Origin of the sequence: Streptomyces sp. HUAS YS2, assembly GCF_033343995.1 — a bacterium.
In the GTDB taxonomy this organism is placed as follows: domain Bacteria; phylum Actinomycetota; class Actinomycetes; order Streptomycetales; family Streptomycetaceae; genus Streptomyces; species Streptomyces solicathayae.
In genome coordinates this window covers 34736-48182 of sequence record NZ_CP137573.1, presented here as the reverse complement: position 1 = coordinate 48182, position 13447 = coordinate 34736, and the positions used below count along the sequence as shown (strand labels likewise).

Genomic DNA, 13447 nt, shown 5'->3' with positions numbered 1-13447 from the left:
TGATGTGTGTCGTTGACTGATGCCCAGTGGGCGAGGATCGAGCCGCTGCTGCCGGATCGGACACCGAAGCGGGGAGGGCGATGGCGTGATCACCGGCAGGTGATCGACGCGATCGCGTTCAAGTACCGCACCGGGACGCCGTGGATGGACCTGCCCGATCACTTCGGTTCGTGGAAGGGCGCCCACAATCGGCTGCGGAAGTGGGCCGCCGACGGCACCTGGGAGAAGGTCTTCACCGCCCTGCTCGCCCAGGCCGACGACGAAGGCGACCTCGACTGGGTCGTCGCGGTCGATTCGACCGTCGTCCGCGCTCATCAGCACGCCGCCGGGGCCCGTCAAAAGGGGCCTCGGCCGGCGAGCCGGACGACCATGCCCTCGGACGGTCCCGCGGCGGACTGACCACCAAGGTCCACCTCGCCGCGGACAGCCACTGCCGGCCGCTGGCTTTCGTCCTCACGCCAGGCCAGGCAGGTGACGCGCCCGCGTTCCCCGAGGTCACGGCCCGGTTACGGGTGCCTCGGCCGATCGGCCGTCCCAGGACCACGCCAGAGATGGTCTTGGCCGACAAGGCCCACTCGTCCCGCGCGATCCGGGCTCTCCTCCGCCGACGCGGGATCCGGGCGGTGATCCCTCAACCCATCGACCAGGTCGCCAAGCGCAAGAGGAGAGGCCGGTCCGGCGGCCGTCCACCGGCCTTCGACCGCGAGGCATACAAGCAACGCAACACCGTCGAGCGGTGCATCAACAAGCTCAAGCAGTGGCGCGGCCTGGCCACCCGCTACGACAAGACCGCCACCATCTACCTCGCCGGACTCCACCTCGCCGCCATCTTCATCTGGTCGGCAAGGTGATCCGAAGGAAACGGCCTAGAGGGCTGAGCCGCCTCCACACGGTAGTCCTTCTCGACCGCACTCCGATCCGGTTGCCCGAACTCCTCGCCCGACTCCTGGCCGATCTCGCCGACCAGGCGCCGCCCGGTGGGTGGGCGGCCAACGCGCCCCGCCGCTGGTTCTTCCCCGGCGTCCGGCCCGGCCGGCACATCTCCGCCAGTGTCCTGTCCCGGCGCTTGGCCGCCCACCACATCCCCATCCGCGCGAGCCGCACCACTGCACTGGTCCAACTCGCCCAGGACTTGCCGCCCGCGATCTTCGCGCCCATGCTCGGCCTGCACCCCATCACTGCCCAGCAATGGCGCCGCCGCGCCGCCACCGACTGGACCGCCTACTTCGAAGCCCGTAGCACCAGTCGGGCACCGGGAGGCGATACGACCGGGGCTTGATGGCCTGGCCGTTGCCCCACGCCGTTCCTTGTCCAGGTCAGGCGCTGTCTTCAAGGGGTCTGGGATTGTCCGTCGCCTCCCTCACTGGAGCACGATGGTGACGCCTTTCTCGCGCAGGAGGTTCACGGTCTCCTCGAAGTAGGACCGGCCGCTGCGGTGGTGCAGGATGTGTCCGGCGAGGGCGTGGCGGGCGATGTCGGCGTGGTGCCAGACGAGGGTGAATGGGGGGACGACGGAGGGCCCGCCGCACAGGTAGTCCTGCACCGAGTCCAGGTCTCTGCCGTAGTTGGCGCCAGGGCCGAGCAGGGCTTCGCCGAGTGCCAGGAGCAAGCCGGTCCTGTCGGTGACGTGCTGTCCGTCCAGGTGGTACGTCCCGCCGGACAGGCCCTCCGGCCCGTACGGGCCGACGCGGGTGAGGTCCAGCCACTCGGACCGGCCCTCGGCGTCGAACTGTGCCCACTGGTTGGGCCGCGTGGGAACACCGTCGGACCAGATCTCCCAGACTGCGCGGACGGCCAGGGTGGGGCGGTCGTCACCGGGGTCGGTGATGGTGACGTCGATCAGGGCTCCGCCGAGGACGGATGGGCGTGCCTCGACGGTGTCCAGGTCGAGGTGGTACCCGGTCATCGTCCGGCCGTGGTGGTCGAGGCGCCAGAGCGTGATCGGGTCGCCGTCCTGCGGAAGGGGACGACACAGCAGGGCCAGAAGCGGTGTGGCGGGTTCGCAGCCGATCAGGTGCACGGGCTGGGTGGGTCGCTGCGGGCGCGGGGTGAACAGGCCGTCAATGGAACGGCAGCTGCCCGATGGGCTGTCCCCCCGGATCGAGGGGAACCACACGTCGAACCGCGGACTCGAAGGCAGGCGCTTGCTGCCCCAGTAGTCGTCCTCCCTGACGCCGGTGCCCACGACGATGTCCCAGCGCCCGGGATCGCCCGGCGTGGGCCACCGGGCCAGGACAGTCGTGTCCTCCAGGTCCCAGAAGCGGGCCGGCCCGTCGTGCGAGGGATGCACAGGCTCGATCGAGAGCATTCCGTCCCCCAGCAGCCGCACCGGTTCGGCGCTGTCCGCCACGGCCTGGACCAGCAGGCTCTCGCGCGGGCAGCCGCGCAGCGTCAGGACCTCTCGCGGCAGCGGAGGCGCGTCCATGAACAGGCCCTCGACCTCGGCGCACCGCCCCCACAGCACGCCCTCCTCCTCACCGTCGGTGTCCTCCCGCACCAGGAGATACCGGACCGGGAAGTCCCGCTCCCACCCCACATGTTCCTCAGACCGCACGCTTCTCCATTGCTACCAGGCTGTCTTGGCGCGCCAACCCTACGGCTCGCTGACGCCGTAGCCCTCCGAATATCGCGTGCTTGGAATGACGCTCCCCGCCAGTCGGCGCCTCCGCCTGGACCCCGGCCAGGCGCGAGGCATACGCCAACGACCAGGAAGCCTTCGCCTCGCTGGTCGCGGTCAGCGCACGCAGCAACCGGTCGAAGGGAGACCAGGATCCGGGCGGGTGGATGCCGCCGAGCCTGAAGCGCACTGCCGGTACGTCGGTGAGTGGACCGGCACCAAGGTGCGCTGGGGCCTGTCGGCGGACCAGGCCGAGGTCGACGCGCTGACGGTGTACGCCGAGGCGTGCGAGACCACAGTCGTCCACTACACCCCGGCGCCGTAGCGCGGCAGGTGTGCAGGGCTGGGCCTCAGTGAGCCCTGCACACCGCACATCATGCCTCCCCGGCCAGGTTGTGGTCCGGGAGGTCCTGGAAGCGGGTCAGGATGGCACGGCAGGCGTGCTGGAAATCCAGGTCGCGGGTGATGTCGCCTCCCCAAGGATGTCCGCCGCGCTGTGACTGTGCCATCGCGGCCTTGATGTGGGGTAGTGCGGGACGCGCGGCCGGGCCCATGCGGTTGAGGCAGGCGACGACGTCGCAAGCCGTGGAGTCGTTGTCCCTCCAGGCGTTCAGCAGTGCCGGCACGACAACGGCGGCCTCGCCAGTGCCTCCAATGTCCCACAGTGCTGACGCGACGTGGACGAGGGTCCACGAGTCGTTCAGCACAGCAGAATCGTTCTGCTCGTTGCGCGCGTTCTGCTCGAGCTGGTCCTTCAGGATTTGTCGCAGGCGCGGCAGTATGGCTGCGGCGGGGGAGCCGATCCGGCCGGCGAGGTCGATCGCGTCGAAGTTCCGGCGGTCGTGGAGGAGGTTTTCCAGCAGCGGCACGACATTGACCGGGAGGTGTTCGAGTTCCCAGACGGCGCCCGCCGCGGCGGTGCGGACGGAGTCGTTGTCCGCGTCGGTGAGGGGGCGGACGGTGTCCAGGGCGGATGCGGCGCGGGTGCCGAACGAAGCGAGCGCATTCAGGACGGGCACCGCGGTGGGCCATTGATTGTGCCGGACGGCGGCCTGGATGGTCTCGGCGAGTGCGGGCACGGCCGCCGGATCACCGAGCTTGGCGAGGGCGGAGGCGAGAGCCGTGGGGCTGACGTCGGGCCACTCGCGGGAGTGGTCGACGTCGGCGAGGCGGCGGACGAGCCGGGGCGTGAGTTCCGCGGCGGACTGGGGCATGTGGCCAACCGCGTTCATGGCGAGCCAGGTGTCGGTGTCGGTGTCCAGCGCGGTCAGCAGACTGGGCAGGGCACGCCCGTCTCCGAGGCCGGCCAGCGCCACGACGGCCTGCTGGTGGGCCCGGCGCAGAACGCGGTGCGGACTTGCCCACGCATCGGGCTGGTGCGTGGTGACGTAGTCGGCGAGGGCCTCGCGGGCCGGTTTGGCGAGGGTGGCCAGGTACCCGAGTGCCTCGGCCGCGGCTGCGGCGGTGTAGGCGTCGTGCGGCAGCAGGCAGTCGCCGATGAGCCGCACCAGACCGGTGTGATCACCCCGCAAGGACGTGATCAGACTGCGCGCCATGTCGATGGCGTCGTACCGGGTGCCCGGGTCCGCGCTGCACAACTGCTCGGTGAGCAGAGCCGTACGGTCCTCGACACGTGCGCCCAGGGCCGCGTGGAAGGCCACCAGCAAATGGGTGGTGGGGGCGTGAATGCGTCCTTGCCGTTCGAGCTCGGCGAAGGCGGCCGCGACGTGCTCGGGGACGTTCGGGTCGGGTTCGGGCTCGGCCTCGCACGCACACGGGCGTGAGAGCTCCCGGTCTCCTCGCGTGTGGTCCTGTTCGGGCTGGGGTATTGGTGTGACCTGGCGGAGCAGTTCGATCGCGGTCGGCACCGTCTGGTCGTCGATGGACTCGGGAGCGCAGCGAGCCCGGTGGACGAGCGCTGCCAGACGAGTGTTCGGATCGGTCGTGTCGCTGTCGGCCAACGCGTCCAACCACGTCCGCACGGGTATGGCGGCTGCGGGAAGACGAAGTGCCAGGTCGGCCATCGTCCGCACCACCAGCACACGCTCGAGGACCCCGCGCTCATCCACGAGTCGGTCCCGCAGGAGCGCCACCGCGCGTTCGGCATCGTCCAGGAAGAGCCCCAGACCCTCGATTGCCGCACCTCGCACCAGCGGGTCGGGGTCACACGCGTAGGCGACGAAGGCGCTGGCGTGCTCGCGCATCAGGTTCGCAGTGTCCGGGTAGATCGTGGAATCTTCACCGTCGTCGCCGCAGATGACGGCGCAGATCTCTTCGGCGTCGATAGCTTCTCGCCCGATGCTGAGCAGCAGCGCCACGACTTCCCCGCGGTCGGGGGTCGCAGGGTCGTCCGCCATCGCGAACAGGAACGGCAGGGTGGCCACCGTGCTCGAATACACGCTTCCCTGATGGAGCACTGCGCCATAGAAGTTGCCGAACGCCTCCTTGCGCACTTCAGGGTCTGGTGACGCCATGCCGCGCAGCCATCCTGGCACGTCGCCGGCCGCGCCATAGGCGTGCCACAGGGACGCCCAGTCGATGTTCTCCAGCTCGTTGATCATGCCCGGCACTATGCCGGGCGGCACTGACACTCCGGTGGATCCGACCACGACGCTCATCCCACAACAGGCAGTGAACGGAAGGTGGAGGCACTGACGCTCATCCGCCAGCTGCCGGGCCTCGCGGGCGTTGTCCGCCTCAGCGCCCTTGCAGTTTCGTGTCCTTCGCAGCGATGTCGGTGGCGAGCAGGAATGCCGCCATGCCTAGGCCGTTTCCTTCGGATCACCTTGCCGACCAGATGAAGATGGCGGCGAGGTGGAGTCCGGCGAGGTAGATGGTGGCGGTCTTGTCGTAGCGGGTGGCCAGGCCGCGCCACTGCTTGAGCTTGTTGATGCACCGCTCGACGGTGTTGCGTTGCTTGTATGCCTCGCGGTCGAAGGCCGGTGGACGGCCGCCGGACCGGCCTCTCCTCTTGCGCTTGGCGACCTGGTCGATGGGTTGAGGGATCACCGCCCGGATCCCGCGTCGGCGGAGGAGAGCCCGGATCGCGCGGGACGAGTGGGCCTTGTCGGCCAAGACCATCTCTGGCGTGGTCCTGGGACGGCCGATCGGCCGAGGCACCCGTAACCGGGCCGTGACCTCGGGGAACGCGGGCGCGTCACCTGCCTGGCCTGGCGTGAGGACGAAAGCCAGCGGCCGGCAGTGGCTGTCCGCGGCGAGGTGGACCTTGGTGGTCAGTCCGCCGCGGGACCGTCCGAGGGCATGGTCGTCCGGCTCGCCGGCCGAGGCCCCTTTTGACGGGCCCCGGCGGCGTGCTGATGAGCGCGGACGACGGTCGAATCGACCGCGACGACCCAGTCGAGGTCGCCTTCGTCGTCGGCCTGGGCGAGCAGGGCGGTGAAGACCTTCTCCCAGGTGCCGTCGGCGGCCCACTTCCGCAGCCGATTGTGGGCGCCCTTCCACGAACCGAAGTGATCGGGCAGGTCCATCCACGGCGTCCCGGTGCGGTACTTGAACGCGATCGCGTCGATCACCTGCCGGTGATCACGCCATCGCCCTCCCCGCTTCGGTGTCCGATCCGGCAGCAGCGGCTCGATCCTCGCCCACTGGGCATCAGTCAACGACACACATCAGCCAACGATCAGATGATCCGAAAGAAACGGCCTAGCCAGCCCCACCACAAGAATCACCAGGCAAAGAGACAGGCTCTAGGTCACCACCTCCGGTCCTTCAGATTCGCGTTCGGGCTCGCCCCGACGAGCTTCGCGGCATGCCTGGAGACAGGTGGCTCGGCCCTGGAGCACGCCCTGGCGGATGAGTCGACGCTTTGTGGCATCCCTCGGCGCCAGGTGACGGTCTATCGGCATCTGTTCGTCGCGAAGAGGTCCGGGAGGTGCTCGGACTGCCGGGTGCGGGCAGTCGAGGCCTCGTCCGGGCCCTGAGTTAGGACTTCTCTGGCGTGCGGGCGTCCTCAGTCTTCCGAAGGCGCGTCCAGATCAAGATGGCTGCGAGGTGGAGTGCGCCCTCGTAGGCCATGGCGAGTTTGTCCGTTCGCATGGCCAGGCCGCGCCACTGCTTGAGACGGTTGATGCACCGCTCGACGGTGTTGCGCTGCTTGTATGCCTCCGCGTCGAAGCTGGGTGGACGACCGCCGGCCCGGCCTCGCCGGAGACGGTGTCCGACTTGGTCAGAAGGCTGCGGGATGACGGCCCGGATGCCTCGGCGGCGAAGATGCCGGCGGATTGCGCGGGATGAGTAGGCCCGGTCCGCAAGAACGACATCGGGTCGGGTTCGTGGCCTGCCCAGGCCGGTGCGCGGGACTCGGATGCGAGCCATGACCGCCTCGAAAGCAGGCGCGTCGCCAGCCTGACCAGCGGTGACATGGATGGCGAGGGGTCGTGCCTGGCCGTCACTGGCGAGGTGAACTTTCGTGCTCAGGCCGCCTCGGGAGCGTCCGAGTGCGTGGTCGGCAGGTTCAGCCCTGTCCGCCCCCTTTCCTTGCTCCGGCCGCGTGCTGGTGAGCCCGGCAGACAGTGGAATCCACGGAAACCGCCCACTCCACTGCGTCAGCCGCGTCCGCATGGGCGAGCACAGCAGCGAAGATCCGTTGCCAGGTGCCGTCGGCAGCCCACCTGATCAGGCGCTTGTGAGCGGTCTGGAACGCACCAAGTTCGTGGGGCAGGTCCCGCCAGGGCGAGCACGTGCGGTACTTCCACGCGATGGCCTCCAGGGTTCGGCGGTGGTCGGCCCACCGCCGGCCACGGACCGGATCAGCCGGCATCAGCGGCTCGATCCGGTCCCACATCGCATCAGTGATCACTAACCGGACAGACATATCCGATCAACTGATCAACCCATCAAAGAGACACGCTCTAGCTGCGGCATGGCCACCACCCTCGCACGTGGCCCGATCAACGTGAAGTCAAAGAGACAGGGCCTAGCCGAACTGTGCGGGCATCTGCCGCTCGCTCTGCGAATCATTGCAGCCCTGCTACGCGATGACCGGCGCGCCCTCGCTCGCCACGTTCACGACCTGGCCGATGCACGTACCAGGCTCCAAGCCATGCAGTTCGACGACGTCGATGACCAAGGACGCCCCCTGGCCGTAGACGCATCCATTGACCTGTCATACCGTCACTTGAGTGCTGATCAGGCCCGGGTCTTCCGACTCCTGGCATCCGCGCCTGGTCCGGACGTCTCCACAGATGCAGCCACAGTCCTGATCGGTCAATCCTCCCTGCAGACCCGCAGGATCTTGACCGAACTAACCCGCATGCATCTTCTCCTGACATCACCAACAGACCATGACCGCTGGGCGATGCACGACCTGGTGCGCCTCTTCGCCGATGAGCGGGGCAGGCGTCACGCCGAGGACGACCAACGCGCCGCTGCTGTGACATCCCTCATGAGTCACTACTGCACGACCGCCGAGGCGGCCGACACACACCTCCAAGGACAACCTGACCTGCCCATCTCGGACCTCTTCCCAGACAGGGATAGTGCCCTGAGTTGGCTGGAGAGCGAATGGCCCAATCTCACCGCAACAGTCATCTCGGCGCAAGCGTACGAACATCCTGCTGCTGCCAGCCTCGCTCCAACCCTGTACAGATTCCTTGAGTTCCGGGATCTCTACGCTGACATGCTTACTGTGAATAGTGTGGCGTTGAGTACTTGTCGGAGGCTTGGTGACCCATTGGGGGAGGCGAAGGCTCTGAACGGAATAGGTGTTGCCCTGCGTAACCAAGGGCGCTTTGAGGAGGCGATCGACTCCCACATCGCCGGCGCCGATATTTGCAGAGATATCGGTTACCAGCGTGGCGAGGCTGGGGCCGTGAACAATTTGGGAAACGTCCTGGAGGATGTTGGCCGCCTTGAGGAGGCGATCGATGCCCGCACCACGGCAGTCAACCTCTTCAAAGCTATCGGAAACCGCTTCGGTGAAGGAGAAGCCCTAAGTAACCGCGGCCTCACCCTGGAGGCGATGGGACGGACCGAGAGGGCGATCGACGACCATGCGACTGCCGTGGAGATCTTTCAAGAAATCGGTGTCCGGCATGGTGAAGGTAAGGCGCTGTTTAATCTCGGGGACGCTCTACAGGAAGTCGGGCGCTACGAAGAGGCTATTGATGCCCTTACGCCTGCCATCAGCCTCCTCGAAGAAGCCAACGATCACCTCTTTCAAGCGGAAGCGCAGTGCCTCCTCGGGCTCGTCCTGCATAAATTCGACAAATTTGAGGAGGCGATCCACGCTCACACTGCTGCAGCCAACCTCTTCAAGAAGCTCGAAAAGCGTGGCGATGAAGGCATTGAACTCGTCAGGCTCGGGCTGGCCCTACGGAGATTGGGGCGCCTGGAGGAGGCCATCGACGCTCACACCAAGGCGGCTGCTCTCTTGGGGGAGGTTGAATCCCTCCGCTTCGAGGCGTTGGCGCTGCACGAATTTGGGGTATGTCTGGAAATAGCAGGGCGTACCGAGGAGGCTTTGGCGGCATACACCCGTGCCACAGTATGCGACCCCGAGAATCCTCGGATCCTCGCGGACCGAGGGCACTTCTATCGGCTTACCGGCCAGCATGATGAAGCCTTGGCAGACTTGAATCGCTCTATCGAACTTGCTCCGCAGAATCCCAGCGCTATCACTAATCGGGGGGTCACTCTGCGTGTGATGGGTCGGTATGAGGAATCCATCAACGACTTCAATCGCTCCATCGAACTCGATCCGAATTCCGGCTGGACTCATTACGAGAAGGGGGTTGCGCTTCACGCCCTGCAAGATCCCGAATGTGAAGTGAGCCTAGGGCTCGCCATTGAGCTTTGCTCCGCCAAGAATGGCGATTCATCGCCAGATATTGCAGATATTGGAAACCTTCTACTTGCTCACTGCGCGATGTCTGAATGGGGGAAGGCGGAGCAGTACTTGACCGCCTTCATTCGCGGCAGTAGCGCACCTGGAGAAAAGGTCGAACTAATAGCCTGCATGGATACTTTGATTCATATTCTAGATTCTGATGGAGAGCGCATACGCGCATTTCAGAAACGGCTAGAGGACGCACTCGGCACGCGATAGAGGAGATGGCCTCGCGGACACCTCCGGTGCCTCCGTACTGAGACCCGCGCGCCCAGACCGGGGGCAGCCGAGACGATACTGGCAAGCTATGGGGCGCGGCGTGCGACTGTGCTGCGAGCACCTCCAGCGCCTCAGTCCGTCGGCCCTGTTCACCGAGCAGGCGTGCCCATGCCCGCGCGCAGAACCACTCCCCATGGCCGGCCTCAAACTCCACCATCTCGGCTTGGCCGAGTTCGAGAAGCCGGGAGGCCAGAAGCGGCGGGATGCAACCAGACTGCGTCCGGGCCCGATAGTCAAGATCAACAGCGTCCACAGCGACGTACCGTAACCCCTCCCCCTGACACCACCTCCGGCTACGACCATCTCGTACTTGGAGGACGCTCCCTGCCACGTCGCGCCTCCGCCCGGACCCGGCCTGGCCTGCGGTGCACGCCAACGACCAGGACACTTTGATCGCGGTCCACCGCGCGCAGCAACCGCTTGAAGGGCGAGAAGGATCCGTACAGTGGTTGGGGCCCCGGCAGCAACCATCCGCCGCCAGCAGCACCGGCCGGGAGCGGTTTCCCACGGCCATGCATGTCACCCCAGAGACCAGCGCCGCCATTGCCCCGTCCACCCGTGCATGAGGGTGCTCCGACGCGCCAACATGCGCGGGTTTCGGTGTTTGGTGACAGCGAACCTTGATCTGGTTCGACGATGAAACACCGGCCTATCGGAAGGGAGGCAGCCAAATGCGCATGCCCAACTGCCGGTAGCCTTCAGCGTCGTCCCGGATCGCCCGCCAGTTCCTCCGGGTGAACTGTAGAGAGGTTGACTGGCCGGGGTGACGCTTGCCCAGGGCGGTACAGATCTCCGTCAGGTCGGGCGGGAACGCCAGAACACCCCTCACGTCGAATGCCTCGTAAACCACGAGCGTGTACCAGTCGACGCCGAAGATGCTCCGCACACAGTGCTCGTTCGGCCAACAATCGAGAGGGTTGGAGAGGTACTTGACCTGGACAAACGTGCCGTCGGTTGCGACCAAGTCGTAGTTCGCCTGCACGCGGGATTCGGCGAGCCGGCCTCCCCAAAGAGCCAAGACCAGATGCTCGGCGACCTCGGCCAGGGGGTCCCGGTTCGATTGGCCGAGCCCGATGGTTTCCAACAACTCTCGCCGCGCCGTCCGATAGGACGCCAGAGCGCTCAACAGCGCGGGGGTGGCAACGGCTTTCGGCTCACCGTCAGGGTCGCGATCGGTCACACGATCACGATGACGCACCGGGCCACCACTTCGCCAGCCGCTCGGCGGGCAGGCCACGGACGCCGACAACGATCCTGACCCGGCAACCGCTGCGCCCGTGCAAGCAGAACCTGATTGGTGGGACACGCGACGGCGGTCCCAACGACTCCCTGCAGCCTCATCATGATCGACGGGCAGGTGGTCAGTGTGAGCGAGCCCAAGTGGAGTGCCTCTCAGGGTGAGAACGACTCCCACTTCAGGGCTCCGTCCAACGAGGTCCTGGTCGTTCGGCAGCACACCGGTGACGAGAACGGTTGCACCAGGTTCGCGACCGCGTCGCTGAGCGTGGAGGGATGAAGCCTGGAACTGACGGCCACCACTGGACCCCGGGTCAGCGAGAGAGCAACAGTTACTCCAATGCTGGCCCGTCCGAGGCCATGGTCGGTCGGCAGCACTACGGGGACGAGAACGGCCAGACCAACTATCAGTACGCCACGATCGCCGGCTAAGAACCCGTCCACCCCCGGGCCAGACAGTGGGTGACGTTCATCGGGGTCGCCCGGCCTCGCCATGGGGGTACCGAATTACCTCGCGCCAAGCACCTGACGGGCCCGCCCCGTCCGTCGACACTCCGCCGACGGACCGGGCGCTGCGGGGTCAGGGCGTGCGGACCGCATCGCCGGAGGTGAACCACTGCACGCCGCACGCGCCCCAGGATCCGGCCGGACTGATGGTCGGCGACGCCGCCGTGAAGCTGCGGGGCTGGTTGTCATCCGTCCTCAACGGCACGACCAAGCACTCGGTGCACACCTCGAAGATCCGGTGCGCCTGCCCGGCCTTCGCGTACACCGCGTACCGGGACCGCCTGGTCAGTCCTTGCCGACTTGCGCGATGGCCCTTTTGACCTTGGTTACCTGCGCGTTCAGGATGGTCGGATCGATCTTGCCCTCCCCTTCATACGTCTTCTGCTCCGAACTGGTGAGAACGATGAGTACCGTCCCGACGCGCACCACGTTGTACTTGGTGTCCGACTCTTCCCCGAAGGCGAGTGATTCATCGCCGACTTCCGGATCAAGTGCCTTGCTGACCGGTTGGAACTCCCAGCTTCCGTCGATCGAGAAGTTCGACGTGCAAGCTTCCAGCGTGTTGCGGAGATCCTTGAGTACGCCGCTTGCTTCATCCGTGCTGGCGTAGGAGTCGAGGTAGACCCGGTATCCGTAGTAGTCACCGCCACGTGTGTCGCGCAGGGCGCCTTCCAAGCGGGCGTGTCGCGGGCGCCGGGGTTGGGCACTGTAAAGATCCACTATTGGTTGGCATGCGGCCGGGTTGGCCTTCGGGTCCGTGATCTTCAGCTCGTTCCACGGTGGCGTAGGAGTGACGTCCGGCGGTAGATCTGATTCCTCAAGCGCCGCGAGCTTCAGGTCCTCCGCTGACAGGACCGCTGCTCTCGCAAGTCTGGAATCGCTTGCGTCGTGCTGGGTTGTGGACTGGGTCTTCGGCGCGTCGTCAGTGTTGATCAGTCGTACGCCCCCGTACACACCGAGCGCGATCAGGACGATCAGCAGTGCGGCCGCGAAGGCGAGGGCGCCCCGCGCGCCGGGTGTGTTGTTGATCGTCAAAGGGCCCAGCGCTATCTGGCTGTGCCGTACACGACTGCCTGTGATGACCACGCTTCCGGTGGTCTGCTGTGCAGGTGCGTGAAGAAGTACAGTGAGCCGGTCAGCGAACTCAGAGTCGCTGCTGATTTCGTCGGCAAGGGCTGCTTGGACATCACGTTGGGCGGCGGGATCGTCGGGAGAGGAGCTCAAGCCGTCCAGAGCCGCACGGCCGCGAGCGGAGCGGTTCAACCTGTCTTGCGTGAGCTGGGATGCCGCCGTGTTGGCCGCGCCCCCCAGGACGGAGAACAGGGCCTGCGTAGCCATTGCCGCCAAGTCATTCTGGTCCACTCGCTACCCCCCGTGTGTCATCGGCCCCAACATTGTCGCCATGTTCGCGACATGTCGCGACGGCTTCACCAGACAGTCGCGCCTCAAGCTGGGGGAGAGGTCGGTACGGGGGCCGAGGGCGCGCAGGCTCAGGCCGGAGGCGCGCTGAAGCTGCTGAGGACTGAGGCGAGGTCCTGGGCGAACGCCGTGCCTGGAGGCCCGTCGGTGCGATCTATGGTGTGAGCAAGGCCAGCAGTGTCATCCGCGACGTGCGGGCTGCCCGTGGCTGTTGCGATCGGCTGGCTCCCGGTCCCGACACGTGCCCTGGACGGGGCGCAGGACGAGCTCGAACGCAAGTGGCGGGGCGACGGCAAAGGGACGCGAGGAGCGCGAACGGATCGATGACGCGCTGGCCGTCCAAGGCATGATTCTCTGGCGCAAGGGCCGTGTCGACGAAAGCGTCCCCGCCCTGGGCGAAGCCAGTCAGCTGCTGGAACAGCCCGCCCGCGCCCATCAGCGGCAGTGCCTCGGTCCCACCGGCGTGAGATGGATCATCGCGACACGGCTGTCCGCTGGGCAATGGAATGAGAGCCTCGGCCCGATCGAAGTCAGGCCGAGGC

The 13447-nt window shown here is 66.5% G+C and carries 11 protein-coding genes and 1 pseudogene; 6 read left to right on the top strand and 6 right to left on the bottom strand.

Annotation, left to right across the window (positions count from 1 at the left end; all coding sequences use genetic code 11):
• Window positions 1-6: 6 nt before the first annotated feature.
• Both R2D22_RS00200 and R2D22_RS00195 read left to right on the top strand, forming a co-directional pair.
• A protein-coding gene (locus tag R2D22_RS00200; RefSeq protein WP_318099972.1) for an IS5 family transposase occupies window positions 7-851 on the top strand; the annotation gives its coding sequence in 2 pieces (ribosomal slippage) (window positions 7-337 and window positions 337-851; 846 coding nt in all).
• A 71-nt stretch (window positions 852-922) separates the two neighbouring features.
• Window positions 923-1279 (top strand): hypothetical protein, encoded by a 357-nt coding sequence (locus tag R2D22_RS00195; protein ID WP_318099978.1) that lies wholly within the window; start codon window positions 923-925, stop codon window positions 1277-1279.
• An 81-nt stretch (window positions 1280-1360) separates the two neighbouring features.
• Here R2D22_RS00195 and R2D22_RS00190 read toward each other — a convergent pair whose 3' ends face one another.
• A complete protein-coding gene (locus tag R2D22_RS00190) occupies window positions 1361-2554 on the bottom strand; it encodes a barstar family protein (protein ID WP_318099976.1) in 1194 nt (397 codons plus the stop codon).
• A gap of 104 nt (window positions 2555-2658) precedes the next feature.
• Here R2D22_RS00190 and R2D22_RS00185 point away from each other — a divergent pair.
• Window positions 2659-2942 (top strand): annotated as a pseudogene (locus R2D22_RS00185) (HNH endonuclease); the annotation flags it as partial.
• A 49-nt stretch (window positions 2943-2991) separates the two neighbouring features.
• On the opposite strand, the gene R2D22_RS00180 reads toward R2D22_RS00185, so the two are convergent.
• From R2D22_RS00180 to R2D22_RS00170, 3 genes are all read right to left on the bottom strand, one after another.
• Entirely contained in the window at window positions 2992-5178 is a 2187-nt protein-coding gene (locus R2D22_RS00180) for a HEAT repeat domain-containing protein (protein ID WP_318099974.1), read from the bottom strand.
• A gap of 220 nt (window positions 5179-5398) precedes the next feature.
• Window positions 5399-6243, bottom strand: a protein-coding gene (locus R2D22_RS00175; RefSeq protein ID WP_318099972.1) for an IS5 family transposase whose coding sequence is annotated in 2 segments (ribosomal slippage) — window positions 5399-5913 and window positions 5913-6243 — 846 coding nt in all. Because the reading frame shifts where the segments join, the coding sequence is not laid out codon by codon here.
• A 316-nt stretch (window positions 6244-6559) separates the two neighbouring features.
• Window positions 6560-7451 (bottom strand): IS5 family transposase gene (locus R2D22_RS00170; protein ID WP_411976954.1). Its coding sequence is split into 2 segments (ribosomal slippage): window positions 6560-7112 and window positions 7111-7451, totalling 894 coding nucleotides; the frame shifts between segments, so codons are not numbered across the junction.
• Between the two features lie 228 nt (window positions 7452-7679).
• Between R2D22_RS00170 and R2D22_RS00165 the strand changes: the two genes are divergently transcribed.
• On the top strand, window positions 7680-9683 hold the full coding sequence (locus R2D22_RS00165) for a tetratricopeptide repeat protein (RefSeq protein ID WP_318099971.1): 2004 nt from the start codon (window positions 7680-7682) through the stop codon (window positions 9681-9683).
• 709 nt (window positions 9684-10392) lie between these two features.
• Here the strand turns inward: R2D22_RS00165 and R2D22_RS00160 are convergent.
• A complete protein-coding gene (locus R2D22_RS00160) occupies window positions 10393-10923 on the bottom strand; it encodes a hypothetical protein (RefSeq protein ID WP_318099969.1) in 531 nt (176 codons plus the stop codon).
• 332 nt (window positions 10924-11255) lie between these two features.
• On the opposite strand from R2D22_RS00160, the gene R2D22_RS00155 reads away from it, so the two are divergent.
• Window positions 11256-11411 carry a hypothetical protein gene (locus R2D22_RS00155; protein ID WP_318099968.1) on the top strand — a complete coding sequence of 52 codons (156 nt, stop codon included), beginning with the start codon at window positions 11256-11258 and terminating at the stop codon, window positions 11409-11411.
• A 155-nt stretch (window positions 11412-11566) separates the two neighbouring features.
• Window positions 11567-11806 carry a hypothetical protein gene (locus tag R2D22_RS00150; RefSeq protein ID WP_318099967.1) on the top strand — a complete coding sequence of 80 codons (240 nt, stop codon included), beginning with the start codon at window positions 11567-11569 and terminating at the stop codon, window positions 11804-11806.
• Here the strand turns inward: R2D22_RS00150 and R2D22_RS00145 are convergent.
• Entirely contained in the window at window positions 11772-12848 is a 1077-nt protein-coding gene (locus tag R2D22_RS00145) for a hypothetical protein (RefSeq protein ID WP_318099966.1), read from the bottom strand. The genes R2D22_RS00150 and R2D22_RS00145 overlap by 35 nt on opposite strands.
• Window positions 12849-13447: the final 599 nt, after the last annotated feature.

Coding starts and splice junctions, on each gene's coding strand:
- R2D22_RS00180 (WP_318099974.1), bottom strand. CDS start 5,178: ATGATCAACGAGCTGGAGAACATCGACTGGGCGTCCCTGTGGCACGCC.
- R2D22_RS00155 (WP_318099968.1), top strand. CDS start 11,256: ATGAAGCCTGGAACTGACGGCCACCACTGGACCCCGGGTCAGCGAGAG.
- R2D22_RS00165 (WP_318099971.1), top strand. CDS start 7,680: ATGCAGTTCGACGACGTCGATGACCAAGGACGCCCCCTGGCCGTAGAC.